General features: G+C 67.4%; 24 protein-coding genes. 16 read left to right on the forward strand and 8 right to left on the reverse strand.

Features of this window, described 5'->3' with window-relative positions; translation table 11 throughout:
- Positions 1-10: 10 nt before the first annotated feature.
- The 5 genes from arlG (at position 11) to MU521_RS18675 (ending at position 5,502) form a co-directional block, all read left to right on the forward strand.
- Entirely contained in the window at positions 11-472 is a 462-nt protein-coding gene (gene arlG, locus MU521_RS18655; RefSeq protein WP_092690930.1) for an archaellum stator protein ArlG, read from the forward strand.
- On the forward strand, positions 469-1,233 hold the full coding sequence (arlH, locus tag MU521_RS18660; protein WP_092690932.1) for an archaellum protein ArlH: 765 nt from the start codon (positions 469-471) through the stop codon (positions 1,231-1,233). The genes arlG and arlH overlap by 4 nt, the downstream gene beginning before the upstream one ends.
- Before the next feature lie 2 nt (positions 1,234-1,235).
- Positions 1,236-2,906, forward strand: coding sequence for an archaellum flagellar ATPase motor FlaI (gene flaI / locus MU521_RS18665; protein ID WP_092690935.1), 1,671 nt, complete (start codon positions 1,236-1,238; stop codon positions 2,904-2,906).
- A 2-nt stretch (positions 2,907-2,908) separates the two neighbouring features.
- Positions 2,909-4,663 (forward strand): archaellar assembly protein ArlJ/FlaJ, encoded by a 1,755-nt coding sequence (gene arlJ, locus MU521_RS18670; RefSeq protein ID WP_092690937.1) that lies wholly within the window; start codon positions 2,909-2,911, stop codon positions 4,661-4,663.
- Between the two features lie 350 nt (positions 4,664-5,013).
- Entirely contained in the window at positions 5,014-5,502 is a 489-nt protein-coding gene (locus tag MU521_RS18675; RefSeq protein WP_092690939.1) for a DUF5807 family protein, read from the forward strand.
- A gap of 1 nt (position 5,503) precedes the next feature.
- Here MU521_RS18675 and MU521_RS18680 read toward each other — a convergent pair whose 3' ends face one another.
- Positions 5,504-6,586 carry a DHH family phosphoesterase gene (locus MU521_RS18680; RefSeq protein WP_092690942.1) on the reverse strand — a complete coding sequence of 361 codons (1,083 nt, stop codon included), beginning with the start codon at positions 6,584-6,586 and terminating at the stop codon, positions 5,504-5,506.
- Positions 6,587-6,630: 44 nt separating this feature from the next.
- Positions 6,631-7,086, reverse strand: a complete 456-nt coding sequence (locus MU521_RS18685) for a universal stress protein (RefSeq protein ID WP_092690945.1) — start codon at positions 7,084-7,086, stop codon at positions 6,631-6,633.
- 94 nt (positions 7,087-7,180) lie between these two features.
- On the opposite strand from MU521_RS18685, the gene MU521_RS18690 reads away from it, so the two are divergent.
- The 4 genes from MU521_RS18690 (at position 7,181) to MU521_RS18705 (ending at position 13,344) form a co-directional block, all read left to right on the forward strand.
- Positions 7,181-7,630, forward strand: a complete 450-nt coding sequence (locus MU521_RS18690) for a universal stress protein (protein WP_092690948.1) — start codon at positions 7,181-7,183, stop codon at positions 7,628-7,630.
- Between the two features lie 341 nt (positions 7,631-7,971).
- A complete protein-coding gene (locus tag MU521_RS18695) occupies positions 7,972-8,511 on the forward strand; it encodes a hypothetical protein (RefSeq protein WP_092690951.1) in 540 nt (179 codons plus the stop codon).
- A 138-nt stretch (positions 8,512-8,649) separates the two neighbouring features.
- On the forward strand, positions 8,650-10,020 hold the full coding sequence (locus MU521_RS18700; RefSeq protein WP_092690953.1) for a TrbL/VirB6 family protein: 1,371 nt from the start codon (positions 8,650-8,652) through the stop codon (positions 10,018-10,020).
- Positions 10,021-10,026: 6 nt separating this feature from the next.
- Positions 10,027-13,344 (forward strand): VirB4 family type IV secretion system protein, encoded by a 3,318-nt coding sequence (locus tag MU521_RS18705; protein ID WP_092690956.1) that lies wholly within the window; start codon positions 10,027-10,029, stop codon positions 13,342-13,344.
- Here MU521_RS18705 and MU521_RS18710 read toward each other — a convergent pair.
- On the reverse strand, positions 13,336-13,860 hold the full coding sequence (locus MU521_RS18710) for a GNAT family N-acetyltransferase (RefSeq protein WP_092690959.1): 525 nt from the start codon (positions 13,858-13,860) through the stop codon (positions 13,336-13,338). The two genes, MU521_RS18705 and MU521_RS18710, sit on opposite strands and share 9 nt — an antisense overlap.
- The gene (locus MU521_RS18715; RefSeq protein WP_092690961.1) at positions 13,857-14,225 is read right to left on the reverse strand and encodes a universal stress protein; all 369 of its coding nucleotides are present in this window, start codon (positions 14,223-14,225) and stop codon (positions 13,857-13,859) included. Before MU521_RS18715 ends, MU521_RS18710 begins: the two co-directional genes overlap by 4 nt.
- A 132-nt stretch (positions 14,226-14,357) precedes the next feature.
- Here MU521_RS18715 and MU521_RS18720 point away from each other — a divergent pair, with 132 nt between their 5' ends.
- Both MU521_RS18720 and MU521_RS18725 read left to right on the forward strand, forming a co-directional pair.
- Entirely contained in the window at positions 14,358-15,125 is a 768-nt protein-coding gene (locus tag MU521_RS18720; protein ID WP_092690964.1) for a DUF5806 family protein, read from the forward strand.
- 263 nt (positions 15,126-15,388) lie between these two features.
- Complete coding sequence (locus MU521_RS18725) at positions 15,389-15,778, forward strand: hypothetical protein (RefSeq protein WP_092690966.1); 390 nt, start codon at positions 15,389-15,391, stop codon at positions 15,776-15,778.
- Positions 15,779-15,784: 6 nt separating this feature from the next.
- On the opposite strand, the gene MU521_RS18730 is transcribed toward MU521_RS18725, so the two are convergent.
- Together MU521_RS18730 and MU521_RS18735 are read right to left on the reverse strand one after the other, a co-directional pair.
- Positions 15,785-17,218, reverse strand: a complete 1,434-nt coding sequence (locus MU521_RS18730) for a dihydroorotase (protein WP_092690968.1) — start codon at positions 17,216-17,218, stop codon at positions 15,785-15,787.
- Between the two features lie 57 nt (positions 17,219-17,275).
- On the reverse strand, positions 17,276-17,986 hold the full coding sequence (locus MU521_RS18735; protein ID WP_092690971.1) for a lipoyl protein ligase domain-containing protein: 711 nt from the start codon (positions 17,984-17,986) through the stop codon (positions 17,276-17,278).
- Positions 17,987-18,069: 83 nt separating this feature from the next.
- Here MU521_RS18735 and MU521_RS18740 point away from each other — a divergent pair, with 83 nt between their 5' ends.
- The gene (locus tag MU521_RS18740; RefSeq protein ID WP_092690974.1) at positions 18,070-18,951 is read left to right on the forward strand and encodes a DUF8155 domain-containing protein; all 882 of its coding nucleotides are present in this window, start codon (positions 18,070-18,072) and stop codon (positions 18,949-18,951) included.
- Between the two features lie 81 nt (positions 18,952-19,032).
- The gene (locus MU521_RS18745; protein ID WP_092690977.1) at positions 19,033-19,476 is read left to right on the forward strand and encodes a PaaI family thioesterase; all 444 of its coding nucleotides are present in this window, start codon (positions 19,033-19,035) and stop codon (positions 19,474-19,476) included.
- On the opposite strand, the gene MU521_RS18750 is transcribed toward MU521_RS18745, so the two are convergent.
- Positions 19,473-20,045, reverse strand: a complete 573-nt coding sequence (locus MU521_RS18750) for a cysteine hydrolase family protein (RefSeq protein ID WP_092690980.1) — start codon at positions 20,043-20,045, stop codon at positions 19,473-19,475. The genes MU521_RS18745 and MU521_RS18750 overlap by 4 nt on opposite strands.
- A 79-nt stretch (positions 20,046-20,124) precedes the next feature.
- On the opposite strand from MU521_RS18750, the gene MU521_RS18755 reads away from it, so the two are divergent.
- The 3 genes from MU521_RS18755 to MU521_RS18765 are packed head-to-tail and all read left to right on the forward strand — an operon-like array spanning position 20,125 to position 24,141.
- Positions 20,125-21,645, forward strand: coding sequence for an Hvo_1808 family surface protein (locus MU521_RS18755; protein ID WP_092690982.1), 1,521 nt, complete (start codon positions 20,125-20,127; stop codon positions 21,643-21,645).
- Positions 21,642-22,961, forward strand: a complete 1,320-nt coding sequence (locus MU521_RS18760) for an Hvo_1808 family surface protein (RefSeq protein ID WP_092690985.1) — start codon at positions 21,642-21,644, stop codon at positions 22,959-22,961. Before MU521_RS18755 ends, MU521_RS18760 begins: the two co-directional genes overlap by 4 nt.
- A 31-nt stretch (positions 22,962-22,992) precedes the next feature.
- Positions 22,993-24,141 carry a nicotinate phosphoribosyltransferase gene (locus MU521_RS18765; RefSeq protein WP_092690988.1) on the forward strand — a complete coding sequence of 383 codons (1,149 nt, stop codon included), beginning with the start codon at positions 22,993-22,995 and terminating at the stop codon, positions 24,139-24,141.
- On the opposite strand, the gene MU521_RS18770 is transcribed toward MU521_RS18765, so the two are convergent.
- Complete coding sequence (locus MU521_RS18770; protein ID WP_092691413.1) at positions 24,135-24,554, reverse strand: CBS domain-containing protein; 420 nt, start codon at positions 24,552-24,554, stop codon at positions 24,135-24,137. The two genes, MU521_RS18765 and MU521_RS18770, sit on opposite strands and share 7 nt — an antisense overlap.
- Between the last annotated feature and the right edge of the window lie 70 nt (positions 24,555-24,624).

Genomic DNA, 24,624 nt, shown 5'->3' on the forward strand with positions numbered 1-24,624 from the left:
TGCGTGACTGATGGCGAGCGTCTCTGTGTCACACATGATACTGTTCATCGCCTCCATCATGATCGCCGCGAGCGTCGCTGGCGTGTTCACCGATAGCATCAGTCAGGTGAGCCAGGCCATCGACGACCGCGGAATATCGGTCAGTGAGAACGTTCGCACTGACATCGAAGTGATCAGCGACAGCGGCTCGGCCGCGGTCTACGACGAGACGACGGAGAACATCACCCTCTACGTCAAAAATACTGGCTCACGGGAGTTACGATCCGAATCCGAAGCCATCGACGTGCTGGTCGACGGCCAGTACGAGACCGACGTGACGGTGACCATCCTCGACGGGGCCGACGGCTGGGGGCCCGGCGACGTGGTTCGACTGGAGATCAGTCCGAACGACGGCGGCGGGCTCACGACTGGTGACCACCGCGTGAAGGTCATCATCAACGAAGACGAGGAGGTGTTTAGGTTCCGCATATGAGTATCGCAACACAAGATCTCTACTCGCTCGGCCTGACGGATCACGACCGGCTCAACAAGGAACTCGGCGGCGGCATCCCGCCCGGCAGCATCGTCCTCGTCGAGGGCGACTACGGGGCCGGGAAGAGCGCCATGAGCCAGCGGTTCACCTACGGACTCTGTGAGGAGGGCCACTCGGTGACGATGCTGTCGACGGAACTCACCGTCGGGAGTTTCCTCGACCAGATGCACTCGCTGTCCTACGACATGGTCGATCACCTCCTGCAGGAGAACTGTCTGTTCCTCCACGCCGACATCGGCGACACGAACACGCTGACCGGCGGCGAGGAGGAGGAGGGCGACCGCAAGGAACTGCTCAAGCGTCTGATGGAGGCCGAAGTGATGTGGGGCACCGACGTGATCATCATCGACACGTTCGACTCGATCCTCCGGAACGACCCCAAGTTCGAGGCGCTGGTCCGACAGAACGAGGAACGCCAGGCCGCACTGGAGATCATCGGCTTCTTCCGGGACGTGATCTCCCGGGGGAAGGTGATCGTCCTCACTGTCGACCCCTCGACGCTGGACGAGGAAGCCATCGGCCCGTTCCGCTCCATCGCCGACGTGTTCCTCGAACTCGAGATGGTCGAGGTCGGCAACGACGTGCGCCGGCAGATCTCGGTGAAGCGGTTCGCCGGGATGGGTGAACAGGTCGGTGACTCCATCGGGTATTCCGTGCGGTCGGGGACCGGCATCGTGATCGAGAGCCGCAGCGTCGCATAACCATGACTGAACACGGAACCGCCCAGCCGTCGGACGAACTCAGGCAGTACGCCGCCAGGCGTCGGCATCTGCAGGACCACCTGAAGAAGTTCAAGCAGATCACGGGCGAGTTCCCGCTGCTCATCGACGAGGCCGACGACGAGTACGAGACCGACCGGCCGAACGTCCTCTACCCGGTCGGTGGCCCCATCTTCGTCCACATCTACGGCGACGTGGGCCAGGATACCAAGTATTACGCCATCGAACCGGAACTCGACGAGACCGAGGCGACTGTCTACCAGAACGTCCGCGACAAACTCCTCCAGAAGTCGGTGACGAAACCCGCCCCGACCGACGAGGCCGAGTACGACGACCGCATCGAGGAGCTGCTCCAGGAGACCACCCGGATCAAAGACGAGGAAGACGCCGGCGTGATGAGCAAACTCTCCTCGGTCGTCGACATGGGGAAAGTCGAGGTGTCCCGGGAGACCTACGAGGACATCCGCTACATCCTCAACCGCGATATCGTCGGCCTGGGCCCGCTGGAACCGATCATGCGCGACCCGGCCAACGAGGACATCCACGTCATCGGCCCCCACGAGACCTACGTCGACCACGCCGTCTACAGCATGCTGGAGACGACGGTCGACTTCGGCGAACCCGAAGAGTTCGACCAGTGGCTCCGGAACATGGGCGAACGGATCGGCGACCCAGTCTCCGACTCGGACCCCATCGTCGACTCCACCCTCCCGGACGGGTCGCGTCTGAACCTCATCTACTCCGACGACGTGAGCCTCAAAGGGCCGAGCCTCACCATCCGGCAGGGCGACGAGACGCCGCTGTCGATGTTCCAGATCACCAAGTGGGGCACGCTCAGTCCGCGGCTGGCCGCGTATCTGTGGCTCTGCCTGGAGAACGAGCAGACGGTGTTCGTCGTCGGGGAGACGGCCTCGGGGAAGACCACGACGCTGAACGCAGCCTTCGCGTTCATCCCCCGAGACGCCAAGATCTACACCGCGGAGGACACCGCGGAGGTCATCCCGCCCCACGACACCTGGCAGCAACTCCTCACGCGTGAAGGCGAGGAGGAAGGCACCGGGGTCGACATGTTCGACCTGGTGGCGGCCGCCCTGCGTTCGCGTCCCGACTACATCGTCCTCGGCGAGGTCCGTGGGGCGGAGGGTCGAATGGCGTTCCAGGCGGCCCAGACCGGCCACCCCGTGATGCTGACCTTCCACGCCAGCGACATCGTCAGTATGATCCAGCGGTTCACCAGTGACCCGATCAACGTTCCCGAGACGTTCATGGACGTGGCCGACGTGGCGCTGTTCCAGAACCGTGTCAAGCAGGGCGACGAGGTCCTCCGTCGGGTGACCTCCGTCCAGGAGATCGAGGGCTACTCCAAGGAGATGGACGGGGTCGTCACCCGGCAGGCGTTCTACTGGGACCCCGTCGAGGACGAAATCGTCTTCCAAGGGATGAACAACTCATACGTCCTCGAAGAGCAGATCGCGACGCTGCTGGGCTACGAGGACACCCGGAAGATCTACGACGATCTGGACTTCCGGGCGAAGATCATCGAGCGCGCCATTCAGGAGGGCGTGCTGGGGTACCACGAGGTCAACGAGCTGATCGCCGACTTCCAGCGTGATGGGATCGAGGGCCTCCCCTTCGACATCCACCGCGAGACCTGACCATGGCCTCGAAGGAATCGACCAGCACCGTCGAAGAACTCAGACTCTCGGTCGCCAGTGTCCTCGACGACCTGCTGGAGTCGTATCAGCAGATGCACGTCCCGATGCGGCGGTACATGCTGGTCATCCTGCTGCCGGCGACCGGCTTCATGCTCCTGACCGTCGTCGGCGCACTCCTGATCAACGCGCCGACGTTCGTTCGGGTGCCGGTCCCCTTGCTGGGACTCCTGCTGTTCGGGGCCGCCCTCTTTTACCCGAAGATCCTCCTCTCACAGGAGAAGAAAGCGCTGAACAACCGGCTCCACCTGGTGATCACGCACATGACCGTGCTGTCGACCACCCGGATCGACCGCATGGAAGTGTTCCGGGCCCTGGCCGAGGAAGAGGAGTACGGGGCCCTGGCCCAGGAGATGCGTCGGGTCGTCCAGCTGGTCGACACCTGGAACCAGAGCCTCGACGACGCGCTGCGCCGTCGGGCCAGACAGGTTCCCAGCGACGCCCTGGCGGACTTTTTCGACCGGCTCGCCTACACGCTGGGTGCCGGCCAGCCCCTCGAAGACTTCCTCCTCTCCGAACAAGAGCAGGTGATGCAGAACTACGAGACCGTCTACACCGGCTCCCTGGAGAATCTGGAGGTCATGAAGGACCTGTACATGTCGATGATCCTCTCGATGACGTTCGCGCTGGTGTTTTCGGTCGTCCTGCCGATCCTGACCGGGACGAACCCGACGATGACCGTCAGCGCCGTCATTCTCCTCTTCATCTTCGTCCAGACGGGGTTCTACCTCGTCATCCGGACGATGGCTCCCACCGACCCGCTGTGGTACCAGCCCGAGGAGATCACGACCGAACTCGACACGAAACTGATCGCCGTCTTCGCCACGGGCGTCTCGTTAACCTTCGTGCTGGCGATCGTCTCGCTGGGTGGGATGTTCGGTATCAGTCCGATCACCCTCGAAATGATCCTGCCGCTGTCCTCGATCCCGCTTCCGCTCTACGTGGCCGTCCCGGTCACGCCGCTTTTGATCCCCGGCCTCTACGTGCGCCGCGTCGAGAAACGGATCGCCGCGCGTGACGACGAGTTCCCCTCCTTCATCCGCGCGCTCGGTGCCGCCGAGGGGGCCAAGCAGTCGACCACCTCGATGGTCCTCTCGACGCTCCGGAAGAAAGACTTCGGTGCGATCACCGGGAACATCGACGACCTCTACAAGCGGTTGAACATGCGGATCGAGCCCTCCTCGGCCTGGCGGTACTTCACGGCCGACTGTCGCTCCTACCTGATCCAGAAGTTCTCCGAGATGTTCCTCATCGGGCGGGAGATGGGTGGCTCGCCCAAACAGCTCGGAGAACTCATCTCCGAGAACATGAACGTCGTCCTCCAGTTGCGCCAGCGCCGGTCCCAGGCCGCGACGACGCTGATCGGCCTGCTGTACGGGATCTCGGCGGCCGCGACCTTCGCCTTCTTCATCGGCCTGCAGGTCGTCAACATCCTCGCCAGCATGAGCCTGGACCTGACGACCGCCTCCGAGTTCAACGTCAACTCCCTGATCAACACCAGCGTCTACAACATCCCGCTGATCGAGTTCCTCCTGATCGTCGTCATCGTGTTCAACGCCCTGCTGTCCTCGCTGATGATCCGCGAGACCGACGGCGGGCACAAGCTCAACGCCTACATGCACTTCGTGATCCTGACCTGGCTCGGTGCCATCATCGCCATCTTCACGAAGTCGATGGTGAGCAGTTTCCTCACTATCTAAAACCCACTTTTTCCGTCAGGGGGGTCGCCGTAGGCGGTCCCCCTGCGCAAAAACGTGGGGAAAAACACGGGATTCGCGCCGACGGCGCGAATCCCGAGAACCGCGCGCCTGCGGCGCGCGGATGCTGGGACCACCCGTCCCGCGACGGCTATCGCGACCCACACCCCCCAGCCGATTCGCTCACTCCCGTCGGTCGTTCGCTCATCCCTCGCGCGTCCGTCTCGCACCCTCGCGGTCGATCGATCGCTCGACGGCGCGCGCCACCGCGAGAGACGACACGTACCCCCGGAACGCTGACCACCACGACTCCCCTTCGCGCTCCTTTAGTGTCCACGCGCGCGAGAGCGGGCATGGACGAGAAACGGGAGCAATTTTTAGCGGGCGAGCGCCCCGACGACGTGTTGCTGTACTTCGACGAGCGCGCCGTCGATGGGATGGACCGCCTCGCGAAGGTCGGCGAGAGCGTCGATGGTGGCGTGGTGTTGATCCTCCCCGGCAAAGAGGGCCGGTCGGCCTTCCAGCGGGCGGTCGGCGTCGATCCGATGACGCTGGCCCAGTCCGCGATGGACAACGAAGGCGAGATCGACCGCGGCTGTATCGGCGGGGTCTGTCCCGAGAGTGCGGAACGCAGTTCCGCGGACGTATCGAGCGGCGAGCGGAGCGAACCGCGAGACGACGCCGACGAGGACGGTGATCACCACGCCCGCTTCGTCTTCGCGTTCGCCGAGGAACAGAACGAGGAGGTCGGCGGGCTCTACGCCGAGGGGGACGTGATCCACGCCTACGCGCGGTGTGACTGCGACACGACCTACTCCGAGAAGTGGGTCGCCGAGGACTGAGCTACTCGTCCTCGGCGTCCGCCTCGCGTTTCACGTCGTGGAAGGCCTCGACGATGACCTGCCGAGCGACCGCACCCCGAGTCGTCCAGTGGTTGGCGTAGTCCAGCATGTCGTCGTAGATATCTGGCTTACAGCCGGCGGCCTTGGGGTGGCCGCCGCCGTTGACCTTCGCGGCGACTTCGTGGGCGCGCTCGAACGCGTCGGTGCCGCGGATGCTGGCGCTCCCGGCGGGTTTGACGATGACGGCGGCGTCGGTGCCCTGCTGGCGGAGGGCTTCGGCGACCTCGTTCTGGGAACAGCGGCCGTAGGTGACGCCGACGGTCCAGTCGCCGATCTCGTGGATCTCCGCGCGGTCGACGGCCCGCTCGACGAGCGCCTCCTTCTCGACGCGCTGCTCGGCGAGGAACTCCTCGACTTCCTCGGGGAGGTCAGCGCCGTGTTCGCGGACGGTCTCGATATACTCCTCGGGGTCGGCCCAGTAGGCGTAGTCGGCCAGATCGTCGCTCCGGGGGTCCTCGCGGAGCCAGAGGTCGTGGTCGCGGGTGACGACCGCGAGTTCGGCGAGGTACTCGGGCACGTCGGCGTCGAGCGAGCGCGCGACCACGTCGGCCGAACACTCCTCGTCGGACTCGCCGACGACGCGGCGAGTCACGAGGTCGTCCACGCGTGCGCCCACGTCCGCGTCCCACTGGTGGTGGTCGAACCAGTGGATCTCGCTGGCGCGGTCGGCGACCAGTTCGAGGTGTTCCAGGTCAGTCTCGGCGTCGGGACAGAGGTCACAGACGAACACCGGAATCCCGGGTTCGGCGTACTCGGCGACGTATTCGAGGGCGGTCGCGATGTCGCGCGGGCCGGCCGGGATCAGTGCGGCCTCGGCGACCAGTTCCCGGAGCAGGGCCACGCAGGCCAGGCCGTCGGCGTCGGGGTCGGCGATCACCACGGCGGGGGCGTCGGCGAGCGCTTCGCGTGCCTCGCGTTCCTGTTCGGCCTCGGCGACCGAGTCCGGGTGGAAGAATCCCTCGCCGGGGAGCAGTGACTTCCGGGTGAGAGAGAGCCGCTCGTCGTCGATGAGCCAGTCGTCCATACCACCCCCAGCGCGGCGGGCGTCAAGAAGGGCACGGTCGCCCGTCAGGCGGGCGTCTCGGCCCTGGACTCCTCGTCGGCGTCGAGCTGGCGGACGGTCAACACGGGAGTGGGGCACCTGCGGACGACACCCTCGGCGACGCTGCCCAGTAGAAAGGAGTGTTCGCCGTGGCGGCCGCGGGTCCCCATCGCGATCACGTCCGCGTCGAAGTCGGTGACGTATCGGCAGATCTCGGTGACCGGTTTCCCCTCCCGGACGGCGGTGTTGACCTCGCGGTCGGCGTGGTCGACGATGCTCTCGAGTGCCTCCTCGCCCGCGTCTTCGAGCGCGTCGCGTAGCTCCGCCCGCACCTGTTCGGGCGACCCCTCCACGTCGCTGCCATCGATCACGTACAGCGCGTGGACCTCGGCGTCGAACTTCGCCGCCAGGTCCAGCGCGACGGTGACGGCCCGCTCGACGCTCTCGGAGCCGTCCGTCGCGATCACCACGGTGTCGAACATTACCGGGCGCTACCGCTCGCGCCGTCATAAAATGCCCGACGCGTCCAACCGGCCGCTCGGTGCCTTTTTCCCCCTGCCGGGCGGACGGTGGATCATGGCAGCCGTCGAGTTCGACCAGGTCCTCGCCCCGCTGGACGGGAGCGAGGAGTCACTGGAAGCCGCCGAGTACGCCGTCGCCGTGGCCGAGCGGTACGGCGCGGACGTCCACGCACTGTACGTTCTCGAGGAATCGGTCGTCCGAAGTCTGGAATCGGGCGAACTCGAAGGCGATACCGTGGCTGCCGACACCGAGGAGTTCATGGCGACCGTCGACCAGCTCGCGGCCGACCACGACATCTCGATGGGTCACTCGATGGCGCTGGGGTTCGTCACGACCCAGCTCACCCACCACCCCGGGAGCGTCATCCTCGACACCGCCGACGCCGTCGACGCCGACTTCCTCGTGGTCCCGCGTGAACCAGTGTCGGGCGACCCCGACGAAGTCCTCGGAAAAGCCGCCGAGTACGTCCTCCAGTACGCCAGCCAGCCCGTCCTCTCCGTGTGACTGACAGACACAGTACGGCCTCCAGAAATATTGGATAGTCAATGTGTTTGGCGCCGTTTCTGTACCCGTGCATCGAGTCCCGTTCCGGATCGGGCGGTGGATCGAACCGGCAGCGGACGGGCGGTTTCGGGAGCGCTATAGACACTCCTTCTGCGTAGGTTCGACAAACGACCCCAACGTTTATGCTACTCCTCAGCAACCATATGACATATACCGGATATCGATCCGGATATGCTAAGGGGGGTTTAGCATATGGGGAAGCAAGCAACGCAACACGTAGCACAGGCCGTAGTCAGTACTGAGTGGAAAGCACACAACGGGCGCTCTGGGGGGTGCCTGAGATGACAGCCGACAGCGTGCGGACCCGGCTCGGCGAGCCGGTCGCGACTCTCTGGCTGGAACTCGACCGGCAGCTGTTCGCGCTCTCGCCGTGGGCGAGTCGCCTGCTGGCGATCCTCGTCGTGATCGCATCGGCGCTCCTCGGAGTGGTGATGTTGCGCCTCACCGCGATGGCATTCGTCATGCCCGCGGCGGCACAGAACGGCGTTTCCAACGTCAACAGCGTGCTGTGTGGCGACGGTGCGCCGCCCATCGCGCCGCTGATCGCGTTCGGCGTCGCGGCCATCTCGCTGTTCCTGCTGGTGAAAGCGGTCATCCAGGGGACGGTCGCGTTCAACAAGCTCGGCTCCTCGCGCGCACAGCAACAGTTCGAGGGGAAACAGGCACTGGCTGGCGCGGGGAAGACGGCGGCGGGCGCGTTCGTCCCGCCGCTGTTCGTGGCGCTGCTGGACAACGTCCTGAACCTGGGCATCTCGAGTTGCCTCATCGACGCCATCGGCGGTGGCGCGATCCTCACGACCGCGGCGAGCCTGCCGTTCTGAGGGCGGTCGAGGAGTGTTCTCCGCCCCGACCGGGGACCTGCGACGGTGCCCGGCGAGCCGGCGTCACGCACACGGGGGGTCGCCTCCGGACGATCGCACAGTCACATCACCACTCGCAGTGTCGGAAGTGTCGAATCCATGAAACAACGTATCCTGCTCGTGCTGGCGCTCTGTACGGTGCTTACGGGTCCAGTGTCGGCCGCGGCCGGGACGGCGACTACCGCGACAGATGGGGGTGCCACGGCGGCCGTCGACGGCGGGGTCGCGCTGCAGACCGACAACAGTACCGGGAACGACACGGACGGCAACGCTACCGACGGCCAAATCGACTTCGGTGCCGGGGTCGACGACGGTAACGACACGAGCGGCGGCGGTGGTGACGGCAGCGGTGGCGACAGTAGCTTCTTCGGCATCGACCTCGGCACGGTCGCCCAGGACGCGGTCGAGGGTGCGGTCATCTCGCTGTTGAACGGCTTCGCCGAGGACGCCGGTGAGGTCGTCGCGCAGTTCCAGGAGGAAGGCATCGTGTTCGGTATCCCGGCCCCGGGTGAGCCGGCGTCGCCGGTCAGCTGGCTGAACCCCACCGGCGACACCACGGAAGGACAGCGGTGGGTGACGACCCAGACGTACCACTGGGTCTTCGGGTTCCTCGGATTCGCGGGCCTGTTGCCGGCGCTGATGCTCGCCATGGGGAAAGGCAACCGTAAGCCCGACCGTGGGACCGCGAAGCGGTTCGTGCGCGGGTTCGTGATGATTCTGGTCGGCTGGATCATCATCGCATTCTGCTATCACCTGGCGGATACGGTCGTCCGGATGATCGCGCCCAGTTACGACCAGTACCAGCCGGTGTTGCGCAACGCCGAGGTCGACAAACGCGTCCTCGGTGCGGTGCTGGGCGGGGCGAAGGGGCTCTTCCTGACGACGGCGCTGGGCGTGCTGTACGTCCAGTACATCCTCGCGTTCGTCTGTGCGGCGGTGTGGCCGGCGATGTGGGTGCTGATGGCATACCGGTCGACGATGGCCCGCTCGGCCGGGAAGATCGCACTGGCGTTCATGGGGTCGCTCGTCGTCATCAAGCTCCTGCAGGCGACGATCTTCCGCTTTCTCGTGCAGTTCCAGTTCGGAACGCCGGTCGCCAACGAGGTGGCCGCCACGGTGGGCATCACCGTCGCCTTCCTGCTCTTGCCCTACACCGTGTTGACGAAGATGATTCCGCGGACGCTGCTGATCTTCGGGCTGCACGAACTCCGGGAGAAGGGCCGGGAAGACAAACGCTACCAGGAGCGACTGGGGAACGTTCGCCGGAAGTTCAACCAGTCGCTCCGGCGCAGTCCCGACGGCGGTGTCGAGCGGGTCGGGCCGGCCAACCGCGGGTCGAACGGATTGCCGAACCGCCGGGCCGGCAAGCTGGAGTCGGGCCGTGCCGACGGCGAACGCGGGCTCCCGCGGGGCTCGGACGGACGGCCCGACCGGCGAGCGGACGGCGGCGATACGGAGGACAGGAGGTAAGTACCGATGTCGAACGATCTGCCACGACCGAACGACGAGAGACGCGAACAGCGGAGTACGCGGGACCCGAGTCAGCTGATCCCGCCCTACATCGACACGTCGATCGAGATCATCGGTCCACTGACGACATCGGACCTGTTGCTGTACCTGCCAGCCGCCGGTCTCGCGCTCGTCGCGCTCATGGCGCTGATGTCCGACGCGTGGAGCCTCTTTTTCCCCGCGCTGATCGCCGCCGGCGCCCTCACCTTCGTTGCGACGGCGGCCAAAATCACGACCGACTGGTACTCCTCGCCCCGTGGGCGCGTCGAGGCGTGGTTCCGGTCGCTCTGGCGCTCGCGGACGCTCCCCTGGGAGCACGAGGACGTCGTCGGCCGGTCGATCCCCGGGGTTCGCGGGTTCCAGCCCGAGGGGACCGCCAAGATGGACGACGGCCGCTACGTCGGGGTGGTCCGGGTCGATCCGACCAACGCCGCGCTCGGGTCGGAGCGCGAACTCGACGGGCTCGCGGCACAGCTGTCCAGCGTCGTCGACGAGCAGATCAAGGACTTCGACGTCAAGCTGTTCGCGACGACCGGCGAGTACGACGCCGAGGACGTCGTCGGGCAGTACGAACAGCGCGCGGGCAGCGCCGACCGGCTCGACGAGGACTTCCAGACCGCGATGTACAAACGGGAACTGCTGGACGACGTGGCCGACTGGTACCGCGAGACCGACCGACCCCAGTGGGCCGCCAACGACTGGCGCTACTACGTCGTCGTCGAGGTCACGCCCGGCGACGTGCAGTCCCCGGGCGACGTGAGCGTCTGGGACATGCTCAACCCACTTTCGAGCGTCGACCCCGAATCGGCCGACAAGCGCCAGTACGCGACGCTACTGGATCGGCTCTCGACAGTCGAGGGGGCCATCGACGGTATCACGGGCCTGAACGCCGCCCGGATCGGGGTCCGGGAACACATCGAACTCCTCAGCGAGTACTGGACCGGGCAGGACGCCGTGCCCAGCGAGAACCTGATCCGGGCCATCGAGGAGGAGGAACTGTCAGAGGCCCAGCAGGCCCGCATGGACGAACTGTTCGCGCCCGACGAACTCGACGTGCACGGCGACTACGTCGAGGTGGGCGACGAGTTCTGCCGGACCTTCTGGATCGCGGAGTGGCCCGTCGAGCCCCAGTCATTGTTCCTCCGCGACCTGTTCACGCTCCGGGGCGTCGACGTGGACGTGTGCTTCCACGTCGGGGCCAGCGACAAGCGCATGAAGATCGCGGAACTCGAACAGGTCATCGCCGACATCGAGTCCGAGGGCCACGAGCGCCGCGAGAGTTCCGACGTGTCGGCCGCGGACGTCGACCGCGACGTGGACGCTTACGTGAAGTACCGCGAACTCCTGCGGACGACCCGGACCCAGCCGTGGGACTTCGCGGGCTACGTCACCGTCAGAGCCGACACCGAGGCCGCGCTCAGACGCGCCGAGTCGGCTATCGAGGAGTTCGACGACGTCGAGTTCGCCAAGCGCTCGGTGCTCGACGACGACGCCGAGATGATCCGCGACACGCTCGAATCCTCGCCCGCGGACTGTTTCACCGTCGTTCCGGCCAGCCGCCAGCTGGAGGCGTTCCAGTCCGGCGCGCCGACCGGCCGTGACGCCTTCACCGAGGCCTCGAAGATCGACAAGACCACCTCGGTCCCCGGCGGGGCCATCGGCGCGACCTTCCCCTTCTGTGGCACCGACGTGCGCGAACCGACCGGGATGGACTGGGGGCGCAACAAGCAGAACGGCGCGATGCTCAAGGCCGACCCCTTCGAGCGGGAGAGCGCGCCACACATCCTCACCATCGGGAAGTCCCGGAGTGGGAAGACCTACGCCTCGACGAAGGCCGCGGCGCGGTGGTACCTCCAGAGCGAGGACCACACGCTGATCCTCTGTGACACCCAGAGCGGGTTCGACGGGATCACGAAACTGCTGGGCGGCGAGCACATCGTCGTCGACGGGACTCAGACGATCAACCCGCTGGACATCCAGCCGTTGCCCGACCACGTCCGGGAGTCCGCCGGCGGCCGCGTCGACCCCTACCGCATGAAGATCGAGGAGGCCACGCAGTTTTTCGCCGGCATCCTCCGTTCACAGGGGATCGATCCCGGCAACTACGTCGCCACCATCGAGGAAGGGCTGGAGGGCACCTACAACCGCGCGGGCATCTACCAGGACGATCTGGACAGCCACGCCCGCGAGAGCCCGACCATCGAGGACTTCATCGACACGCTGGGGGACATGCTGGAGAACCCCGAGTCCTACACCCACACCGAACACGCCGCCGAGATCGAGCAGAAAGTCGAGCGGGTCAGCGACCTGCTGGACAAGCTCTCGGGGTTCAAGGAGGGCGGGAAGTACCACCACCTCGAAACCGGCGCGGGGATCATGAACCCCGACGTGGACATGGCCTATCTGGACCTCCAGCAACTCCGGGACGCCAGCGACGCCGAGAAGTCGATCATGCTCCAGCTCATGCTCGGGCAGGTCGCACAGAAGGCCAAGCGGACTCGTGGCAAACTCGTCTTCATGATCGACGAGGCCCACGTCCTGTTCCACTCCGAGGAGATGACCCGCTGGCTCCAGAAGGCCGCCCGGGAGTGGGCCCGGTACGACGCCGCACTGTGGTTCATCAGCCAGTCGCCACGGGAGTTCATCCAGCAGTCCGCAGACCGGGACGTGGGCCAGGAGAACGAACGCCGCACGATCATCGACCAGTGTTCGACGATCAACTTCTTCCGAACCCCGCGGGTCTCCCCGGAGACGCTGGCCGAGTTCGGGCTCAACCGGCAGCAGATCGACTGGGTCCGGGAGGAGGCCACGCCCGGCAAGTCCGGGAAGGGGTACTCGGAGGCGCTAACGTACTTCGAGGATTACGAGGGCTGGTTCCCGACGTACGTGGAGGCCTCGCCGTTCGAGGACCTCGTCTACAACTACACGCCCCGCGAACACGGGAACTTCCACGAGTACGTCCAGCGCCACTGGGGGACCGTCGAGGAGGGGATCATCGTCGACGGCGAGATCACCGTCGATCCCAGCGTCCCGCTGACCGGCTCACAGACCGCCGAGGCGGAACCGATCACGGACGGGAAGGGACAGGACCCCGACGAGTCCACGCTGGAACCGCCCGAGCCCGAACCGGCGGAACCCGAGGCCGAGACCGACGACCCGATAGATCCCGGACTCGATGGGGAACGGGCGTCGACGACCGAGGCCGCGACCGATCCCAACGGGACGCCGCCGTGGCTCGACGAATCCGACGAGGAACCCGATCCGGACGACGTGGACCTATTTTAGGCGGATCGCCATCTCCAGCTCGAAACTCTCGGTGCTGATCATGTCGAAGCCGACCTTCTTGTAGACCGCGATGGCGGGGTCGTTCCAGCGTTCGACGGTGAGCCAGACGCGTTCGACGCCCTCGTCCTGTGCGTACCCGAGCAGGTGTTCGAGCAGTTCGGTGCCGATACCTGCGCCCTGATAGGGTCGGACGACGAAGATCGCCAGTTCGTAGCTCCCGTCCTCGTCGCGGACGAGCGTCGCGTGGCCGACCGGGCCGTCGTCGTGCAGCGCCACGACGTTCAGGCAGTCGTCGGAGAGCAACACGTCGAGCCAGTCGCGGATCGGCTCCTCACGGACCGGGGGGATCCCCTGGGCACGGTCCTCGGCCTCGAAGTCGAGGTACATCTCGACCAGCGCTTCGGTGTCGTCGTCGCTGCCGGTGCGGTACCGGAGCTTGCGGCCCTCGCCGTCGGTGACGGTGTCGGGCGGGCTCGGGAACTCACCGGCGGGTTCGTCGGGATACTCCCGAGTCATCTGACGAGGGTCACCGTCGTTTCGGCGTTCAACAGGACGAATTCGAGCGTCTCGTCGAAGTTGATCTTCCCGAGCGGGCTCCGCTCGCCACCGGCGACGACCAGACGGTCGAACTGTTCCTGCTCGGCGACCTCGACCAGCCGGCTGCCCGGGTGGCCCGAGAGCTGTCTGATTTCGGGATCCATTCCGGTCTCGGCCAGTTGCTCGCGGACTTCGGTCTCGATCTCGTCGGGTGTGAGGGCGATGTCGTCGCGGTCGACGATGGCGACGGTCACCTCGTCACCGGCCTCCTCGGCCCGCGTGACCGTGTCGGCGAGCGCCTCGAACGATCCGTCGCTGCCGCCGATGCCCAGCAACACTTTCATACCCGTGTCCTCGCACCGACGGGTGAAAAACCCTCAACCCAGTTGTGCGGTTCGGACGGCCGAAACCGTGTATGTCTGACGCACGACCGACGCCGCCGATACGCTTTTTCGCCCGGGGCACGGACACCTGCTATGCCCGATTCTCCCGTGTCCGACGCCGACGATGCGCCCGGCGACGACCACGACGCCCGGGAGTCCCCGCCGGAGGACCAGTCCACAGACGCGGCCGTCGACGGGACCCCAGCCGAAGACGGCGACGCCGCCGACGCGCCGGCGAACCAGTCCGCCCACCCGTCCGTGCCCGACGAGGACGAGTCCGCGGGTACCTCCCCGCAACCGTCCGTGCCTGATGACGTGCAGAAGTACGATCGCTTCAAGAAGATCGAGGGCGGCACCTACGACCGGGCCAACGAGTTCCTCCGGGACCGGACCTACATCACCGCCCGCGAGTGGGCCATCGCCCGGCTCTGTGCGGACTTCCGGACCGAGACCGGCGTCGAGATGACCAAGATCGGCGAGAACCTGCCGGAACTGGTCCCGTTCATGACCGACACCTACACGCCCCAGGCGGTCAACCAGGCCCGCGCCGCCTTCGAGGAGAAGGTCCGCAAGGCCGGCGCGACCTTCCTCTACGGCGCGATGTGTGACTTCTTCACCGCCGAGGAACTCGACGACGTGATGTACGAGGCCACCGAGGTCGCGAAGTTCCTGCTGGAGGTCGAGGGCGTCGAACTCTCCGTCGAGGAGGAACTCGAAGCCGAGGACCGCATCTCCGAGGTCATGCGGGACGTGCGGGAACACTCCGCCGCCCTCCGCCACGACCAGTGCCCCCACTGCGGCGGCGAACTGGACGGCGGTGAGGGCGACGGCAACAGTACCACAGCCGAAGCTGACGACTAACCATCTTTTTAGTTTGGGGGGTGCGCTCCGCGCACCCCGCTCGCAAAAACGTGGGCAAAAAACTGCTCGTCGCGGAGCGCTGCTCCGCGACGAGGGAACCGCGCGCCGGAGGCGCGCGGATACTGAACCCACGACCACCAGACGACCGTTCGACTGCGCTCCTCTCTGACTGAGGGAAGTGGACAGCACAGTCCGACATCGGTGGCTGTCCGTTTCACTTCTGGACCGAAAGCACTGTGTATCTCTGCTTCGAACCGATTTCTGTGAACGAACGGCTCAAGATCGTTCTGCTGGACTACGTTAGCGGCGCGGCGGCGCTCGTCCTCGCGGTGCCGCTTCTCGGGGCCTTCCAGCCGTGGGTGCTCCCGGTCGTCGCGGTCACGCTCGCGGGGACGGGGTGGATCATGTACCAGTCCGACCGCGACGGGTTCGGGAGTCAGGGGCAGGAACTCACGGCGTACGCCGCCCTGCTGGGCGTGGTCGTTCTGCTGGGTATCGTCTCGGTCGGTCTGAACCTGGCATCTCTCGGTTCGGTCGCGCGGGCGGCGTTGCTCGGTGGTGGCGTCGCGCTGGTGGGGTACCGGTTCGTCTACGGCATCGTCCGACCGATCCCGGAGTCGCGGCTGGTGCGGGCGCGGGAGGGTGCCTGGTGACCTCGGTCAGCCCTGGGTGGTACCACCGTCGTCGCTGCCGGTCCCGTCGGCACTGCTGTCGCTCCTCCCGTCGGCGTCGGCCGCCGTCGTGCCCGGTTCGACCGACCGCTCGATGGAACGGACGTTGACGCCGACCGCGTCGCCGAACCGTTCGTCGGCCGTCTCGCCAGCGTCCGCGGCCTCGAGGGCCGACTCCGGCCCGAACCGCTCGTAGACGACCTCGCCACGAACCAGCGTGAGTTCGGGGAACACCCCCCGTTTCCCCTCGAACGGCGTCCACTCACACTTGGAGTGGAGGGCTTCGCCGCGGATCTCGCGGCTGTCCGACGGGTCGACGAGGACCAGATCCGCGTCCATCCCCTCCGCGATCCGGCCTTTCGTCGGGAGGCCGAACACGTCGGCGACGTTCGCGGCCGTGAGGTCCCGGACGCGCTCGTAGGAGATCTCGTCGTTGCGGGCGGCTTCCAGCAGGAGCGGGAGGGCGGTCTCGACGCCGGGGACGCCGGAGGGGGCGTCCCAGATGCTGGCGTCTTTCTCCTCGCGGGTGTGGGGCGCGTGGTCGGTGGCGACGATGTCGACGGTGCCGTCGACGACGCGCTCCCACACTTTGCTCCGGAGGCGTTCCCGGCGCAGCGGCGGGTTCATCCGGCCGAACGTGTCCAGTTCGTTCAGGTCCCGGCGGGAGAGGAACACGTGGTGGGGCGTGACCTCGCAGGTCATGTCGTGTTCCTTGGCCACGTCGATGCCCTCCGGCGTGGAGGTGTGGGCGACGTGGAGGTCGGCGTCGAAGCGGTCGCCGACCTCGGCGGCGGCCCGGACGGCGGCGGCCTCGGCGCGGGCGGTGCGGTAGGCGCTCCAGGCGTCGGCGTCGTCGCGTTCCTTCGCGCCGGGCTCGAACTCCGTGGCGTCCTCGGCGTGGACGGTGATCACGGCGTCCTGCCGGGCGGCGGTCTTGACCGCGCTGGCGAACAGTTCCACGTCGATGCCCATCTCGCCCGTCGAGTCCGCGAGGAAGACCTCCCCGAGCGCGAACATGGGTCGCTGGAGCAGGGCGCTTGGCACCCACTGCTCGGTGACGCCGCCGTTGATGCCGAAGTCGACGAGCGAGCCTTCGCTCGCCCGCTCGGCCTTCTCGTCGAAAGAGGCCCCGTCGATGGTCGGCGGGTCGGTGTTGGGCTGGTCGACGACGCAGGTCACTCCGCCCGCCGCCGCGGAGCGGCTGCCGGTCTCCCAGGTCTCCTTGTGGGAGAAGCCGGGCTCCCGGAAGTGGACGTGGGCGTCGACCATCCCCGGCAGCAGTCGCTTGCCGCTGGCGTCCACGAACCGTTCGTCGGCCGAATCGGGCATCGGCAGGTCCTCGCCGACGGCTGCGATGGTCTCCCCCTCGACGAGTACGTCGCGCTCCCGACCGTCCGGGAGCGTCGCGTTCCGAATGAGCATACCCACCATCGGGGCGGGTGGGTCCTAAAACTCGCGGACGGCTCACCCGGCCTCGACTCACTCCCCAACCCACTCCACGGTCGGCAGGTCGTCGACCCACTCGACGCTGCCGAGGTGATCGCCCACCAGCGCGTCCTCGATGCGCATGATGATCGCGACGGGGTCGACCTCGCCGCCGGCCCGCTCGATGCTGCCGACGGTGTCGGGGTCGAAGGGCACCTCCAGCGCGTCGTAGACTGGATCGAGGACCGCCCCGATCTCGTCGTGGCCGTCGACGACGACGATGCCGGCGACCAGCGCGGCGTCGCCGGTCACCCGCTGGGCGATGCCACAGAGCTTGCCGCCGGCGGCCTGTAGCGAGTAACTCCCCGGACAGAAGGCGTCCTCGGGTTCGCCGCGCTCGGCGCCGACGCCGATCTCGCGGAGCGCGTCGCGCACGTCGACGCGAACGGCCGCGTACCGCTCGTCGATCCCCTGGCGCTCGTCCTCGATGGGTTCGATCCGCGCGAAGGCGATGGTGTCACCGGTGTAAGCCACCGGCCGGCCGCCGACGCGGCGCTCGGTGGTGGGGAACTCCCGCTCGCGGGCGGCGGCGACGGCGGCCTCGTAGCCCTCGCTGTTGGTGTCCCGGGGGCCGAACGCGACCTGTCGGTGGGGTCGCCAGACCCGGACGGCGGGCTCGTCGGCGGTGCCCGCGTGCTCGATCAGAAACTGGGTGACTGCCCGGTCGGCCTCGGCGTCCTCGCCCCGTCCCCGGACAACTCGCATGTCTCAGAGAGGGGGACCACCGAATAAGGACCTGACGGCTCGTTCCCGACGGGTTGACGTTCCGCCCGGCCGTTCCTCCGCCAATGGCCGTCACACTCGACGCCGCTCTGCTGGATCGGTACCCCCGATTTTCCCTGTACAACTCTCCATATGCCGCCCACGACGCGGGCGCGGCCGTCGACCTCTACCCCGAGGTGGCGATCGGCGGCGAGGACGACCGGGACCCGACGGACGGCGGCCCGGCCCCGTCGCCGGTCGCCGGCGAGGTACTCGACACCCGGACCGTCGACGCGCCACCGAAACCCTACGCCGTCGAGCAGGACCACCTGATCCTCGTGGACACGGGCGACTACGTCGCCCGCGTCCTCCACGTCGATCCCGCCGTCGCGGCCGGCGACCGGGTCGCAGTCGGCGATTCGCTCGGACGGCTGATCCGCTCGGGATTTTTCGCTCCCTGGGTCGACGACCACGTCCACCTGGGGTTTCGCTCACACGACGCCAACCACTATCGGGCGTCGGGGTCGCTCCCGCTCGACCTGGGCGTCGACGTGGGTCCGGTCCGCTGGGACGGGACCGGGACCGTCGTCGAGACTGGCGAGACCTACGCCGTGCTGGACGCCCCGACACACCCGAAATCGGGGACCGTCGCGGGCGTGGCCGCGACCGTCGCGGGGACCGAGTGCGTGCTGGACGGCGGCCTGCCCCACTACGACGGTGGTGGCGTCCTCGACGGGTCGGCGGGACCGGTCACGTTCCTCGGCCAGCGAGTCGGCACGAGCGACGGACGGACGGTCTCGTGGAACGAGGTGACCGTGCAGGTGGCTGTCGGCGCGAGCGAAGCGACGGGGGGCGAGCCGATTACGGGACTCTCGCTGTTTTGCGGTCGCGAGTCGCTGGGCGTGAAACTCGTCTGCCCCGGCCACGGGTTCGCGGTCGGGGACGACGTGTCGGTCTCGCTCGCGTGACTCCGACAGCGCCGTGGGGTGAGTTCATAGGTCGAAAGAACCGGTGAGTAAAAGATGGGTGGGTGTACACGTATTGCACACATGGCCAACGACCTTCCGGAAGGCGCACCGGTGATGCTCCGGATGTCAGTCGAACGGGAGAACGGGTATCTCTCCTGGCTGGGCGTGCAGATGGGCGACATCGAGTACGGTGAGGCGAATCTGACGATTCCGTTCGACGAGCGGTTCACCGACAAGGAGGCCGATCCACCGAAGATCCACGACGGCATCGTGACGACGCTGGTCGAACAGACCACGGAACTGGCGATCCGTACGACGATGCCCGATCCCGTCAACGACCGGGTCGACCTGCTGAGTACCACCGTCAACTTCCTCGACGACGCGGCCCACGATCTGGAAGCCACCGCCAACGTCGTCGACACCAGGGGGGGCTCCGCGGTCGCGGAAGCAACGGTCGAGAGCCGTGATTCGCAGGGCACGCCGCTCACCGTCGCCTCGGGCCAGGGCGTCTTCCGGATCGACTAGTCGAAGGCCACCGACTCTCGGGTCGTGACCTCGCCGAACAGCCAGTCGGCGTGGTCGAGCGCGTACTCGTGGTGTGCTTCCTCGATGTATCCGATGGCATCTTCGACCAGCACCGGCCGGTAGTCCCGGAGTCCGGCACTGCCCGCGGTGTGCAGGACACAGACGTTGGCCAGCGTCCCGCAGAAGAGCAGGTCGTCGATCCCACGCGCGGAGAGCCAGCCGTCGAGTTCCGTCTCGTGGAAGGCGTCGTAGGTGTGTTTCTCGACGACGTGATCCTCGGGTCGAACGTCCAGTTCCGCGACGATTTCGGCCTCCCAGGAGTCTTCGAGGACGTGTTCGCCCCACTGCTCGAACTCGTCGTAGTAGTGGGCGTCCTCGAACTGCTCGGGCGGGTGCACGTCCCGGGTGTAGATCACCTGGACGCCGGCATCGTGGGCCCGCTCGATCAGGTCGCCGATGGTGTCGATCACGGCCTCGCTCTCGGGCGCGTAGAGGCTTCCGTCGGGGTGACAGAAACCGTTCTGCATGTCCACCACCACCACTGCCGTCGCATCGGTGTCGAAGTCCATGTGCGGGCGTACGGCTGGCCCGGAAAAACCGCTTTCCCCGGTCGGTCAACTTTTCCCCCGCCGGGTCCAGGGTCCGGGCATGCGTGCCGCGCACGGACTGATACTCGCCGCCCTCCTCGTCCTCGCCGGCTGTAGCGGGGTGCCGGCCACTGGAACCGACGCGCCCGGGACCACCGCCACCACGCCGACCGCCGGCGGGGCCGCCGAAGCGACCGCCGAAACCGACGGATCGAACGACGCCGGAACTGGGACCGACACGACCGTCCCCGACGACCGGACGGCGCTCGACGATCCCCCGACCGACCGGATCGGCTGGGAAGCCGGCTACTGGGCCAACGAGTCGCTGTCGGTGACGAACAGCGACGGCCTGAACGAGAGCGAACTCGACGCCGTCGTCGCGCGGTCGATGGCCCGTGTCGAAGTCGTCCGGGATCGGGAGTTCCGCGAGTCGGTCCCCGTCGAGATCATCTCCCGGTCCGAGTTCAAATCGGAGAGCATGCCGGAACTCACCGAGTCGCTCCGGACCGTCGACAACGCGAAGTTCGAGGCGATGTTCTTCGTCGGTGAGGATCGGTCCTCGATCCAGGCCCAGCTCGACAACCAGGGCGAGAACGTGCTGGGGTACTTCGATCCCCGCAACGACACGATCAAGCTGGTCTCGGATAGCGGTCAGCCCCAACTCCGGAACGAGCGCACCCTCGGCCACGAACTCGTCCACGCGATGCAGGACCAGTATCACAACCTCTCTGCGATCACCGGCGAGACCCGCGACGAGAACAACGGGCAGTCGGCGCTGATCGAGGGCGAGGCCCGGACGGTCGGGCTGGCCTACGAGGGCCGCTGTGGCGACGGCTGGGACTGTGTCTCCGCGACCAGTACCCCGCCGTCGGACATCCACTTCGGGATCTACCTGCTGAACTTCTTCCCGTACAGCGACGGGCCGGGGCTGATCGGCCACCTCCGCGAGCAGGGCGGCTGGGACGCCGTCGACGCCGCGTTCGACGACCCGCCCGAGAGCGCCGAGCAGGCGATCTATCCGGACAAGTACACGCCGCCGCGGGACTCACCCGCGACGGTCTCGCTGTCCGACACCGCGACCGACGGCTGGACGCGGGTCCGGCCGGCGTCGCCGGTGGCCGGGAGCGAACGCGCCGACTACGGCCGGCTGGGCCAGTCCGCGCTGAGCGCGATGTTCGCGTACACGCTGTACGATTCGTCGGGACCGGCGCTGGTCACCCCGGAGCAGGTCGTCAACCGGAACGACCGCTCGGACCCGCTGAACTACGACCTCCCGATGACCGACGGGTGGGCGGGTGACCGGCTCCACGTCTACGAGAACGGCGACGCCGGCCGGAACCAGACGGCCTACGTCTGGCGGCTGACCTGGAACTCGTCGACCGACGCCCGGGAGTTCGCCGACGGCTACCGACGGCTCCTCCGGTACTGGGGTGGCAGTCCCGCCGATGGTCACGAGAACGTCTGGACCATTCCCGAGGACGACAGCTTCGGCGACGCCTTCCGGGTGACTCGCGAGAACGAAACGATAACCGTCGTGAACGCGCCGACGGTCGCGGACCTCGACGCTGTCCACCAGCCGTGAGACGGACCGTCGCGGCCGCGCTGGCTCTGCTCGCACTCGTCGCGCTGGCGGGCTGTAACGCGCCCGTCGACGGCGAGGGCCGGCCGGACCCGGTCTTCGACCGGATCGGCTGGGAGGCGGGCCACTGGTACGACGACCCGATCCGCGTCTCGACCGGCGACGGGCTGAACGAGCGCGAGCGCGCGGCCGTCGTCGCCCGTGCGATGGCCCGCATCGAACACCTGCGGGGCAAGGAGTTCCGGGAACCGGTGCCCGTCGACGTGATCTCCCGAGAGGCGTACAGCGAGCGCTACGGCGGTGGCGGCGGCCGTGACCGCTTCGACGACCAGGTCTACGAGGCACTCCTGCTGGTCGGGGAGAACAGTTCCACCGCCGACGACCGTGGTCAGGCACTCGACGCCTCCGTGCAGGGCTTTTACTCGTCCCGCAGCGGCGAGATCGTCCTCGTCAGCGACTCGGCCACGCCGACCGTCGACCGCTCGACGCTGGTCCACGAACTCGTCCACGCGCTCCAGCACCAGCAACTCTCGCTGGGCGTCGCCACCGAGACCCAGGACGCCCGCCGGGCGCAGTTGAGCGTGATCGAGGGCGAGGCCAACAACCTCCAGACGATGTACGCCGACCGCTGTGGCAGGGCGTGGGACTGCATCGACCGCCCGGCCCGCCAGGGGGGCGGCGGTGGCGGCAACAGCGACCTCAACGTCGGGCTGTTCCTGACGATCTACGCCCCCTACGCGACCGGGCCGGGGTTCGTGGAGGCGATCCGTGACCGGGGCGGCTGGGCGGCCGTCGACGCCCTCTACGAGCAGTTCCCGACGAGTACGGAGCAGGTGATTCACCCCGAGGCGTATCCCGACGCGGAACCCGTGTCGGTGACCGTCGCCGACCGCTCGACCGACGAGTGGAACCGGTACGACCGCGACCCGCCGGGTGACCGGGCGGGCGAGGCGGCGATCTACGCGATGCTGTGGGCCAACGGGGCCGTCGACGTGCAGGGGCGCGCGGTCTACGACTACGAGAGCCGCTACTCGGCGGGCTGGGCGGGCGACCGGATCGTCCCCTACCGCAACGGCGGCCGCGGCGGGTACGTCTGGGCGAGTCGGTGGGACACCACCGCCGATGCCCGGGAGTTCGTCCGGGCCTACCGGGCGATCCTCGGCTCGCGGGCGAGCCAGCGGTCGGCGCAGAACGTGTACGTCCTACCTGACTCGGACCCGTTCGACGACGCCTTCCGCGTGACCAGGGACGGGCGGCGCGTCCGGATCGTCAACGGACCGACCGTCGGCGCGCTCTCGGCCATCGGCGGCGACGAGTAGGTTTTTCGTCCGGGCGACGGTATCGCCGCCAATGAGTTCGTTCGACATCGTCGCGCCCGAGGCCATCGCCGAGGGCCGCGCGACCGACGCCTACTTCCACCGGACGGTGGAGGCGCTGGACCACGCCGGCCGCAATCCACACGTCGTCGCCGAGGTCACCGCCGATCAGTTCCCGACCGGCGAGTCCGAGGCGCTGGCTGGCGTCAAAGACGCCGCTCACCTGCTCGAAGGCCTGCCCGTCGACGCCTACGCGCTCCGGGAGGGCCAGCTGTTCGACGGCGGGCCTGTCTGCCGGATCGAGGGTCCCTACCGGGACTTCGCGGTCTACGAGACCGCGCTGCTGGGATTTCTCTCCCACGCCTCGGCAGCTGCGACGAGCGCCGTGCGCGCCAAGCGGGCCGCACCGGACTCCAAGGTCCTCAGCTTCGGGACTCGACACGTCCACCCCTCGATCGCGGCGATGATCGAGCGCAGCGCCCTGATCGGCGGGATGGACGGCCTCTCCAACGTGGCCGGGGGCGACGTGATCGACCGCGAGGCAGGCGGCACGATGCCCCACGCCCTGATGATCTCGTTCGGCAAGGGCAATCAGGAGGACGCCTGGCGGGCGTTCGACGAGGGGGTCGCGCCCGAGGTCCCGCGGATCGCGCTCTGTGACACCTACAGCGACGAGACCGACGAAGCGGTCCGGGCCGCCGAGACCATTCCGGACCTCGACGGCGTGCGGATCGACACCACCGGCTCCCGGCGGGGGAACTTCCGGCACATCCTCCGGGAGGTCCGGTGGGAACTGGACGCCCGCGGTCACGAGGACGTGGACATCTTCGCCAGCGGTGGGATCACGCCCGAGACGATCCGCGAACTCCGGGACGTGGCCGACGGGTTCGGCGTCGGCAGCTACGTCAGCAACGCCGACCCGGTCGACTTCGCGCTGGACATCGTGGAAGTCGACGGCGAACCCGCGGCCAAGCGGGGCAAACTCTCCGGGACGAAGCAGGTCTACCGGACCGACGACGGCGGGCACCACATCGGACTGGCCGACCGCGAGGGGCCCGACGACGGGGAACCGTTGCTGGAACCGTTGCTCGCGGACGGCGAGATCGTCCGGGAGTTCGATATCGATGCCGCGGCGGACCGGGCGCTCGAAGACGCCGAGCGGGTGGGGCTCGGCGCTCAGTAGGTGGGCGATTCGGCCTCGACGACGCGGCCGAGGTTCCCGAGTTCGGCGACGAGCAGGACCACCAGGTCGTCCATCGTGACGATGCCGACCAGTTTGCCGTCGTCGACGACTGGGAGCCGTCGTACGGCGTGTTCGGCCATCGCGTTCGTCGCGGTCAGGATGCCCTCCTCGGCCTCGACGGTCACCGGCGTCTCGGTCATGATGTCGGCCGCCGTCACCTCGTCGGGGGAATGGCCCGCCGCCAGTACCTCTACCGCCAGGTCGCGGTCGGTGACGATGCCGATCGGCTCCATCTCCGTCTCGACGACGATACTCCCGACGCCGACTTCCTCCATGCGCAGGGCCAGGGCTTCCGCCGTCGCGTCCGGACCCGCCGTCTCGATCCCCGTGGTCGCAACGTCTCGGACTGTCATAGTCGATCCCTCCATCTCGAACGTGGGTAGCCAGCGGGCTAACCCTGGTGGGCGTTCCCAGTTAGCGGGA

The sequence above is a fragment of the Halorientalis regularis genome, assembly GCF_023698535.1.
GTDB classification, from domain to species: domain Archaea; phylum Halobacteriota; class Halobacteria; order Halobacteriales; family Haloarculaceae; genus Halorientalis; species Halorientalis regularis.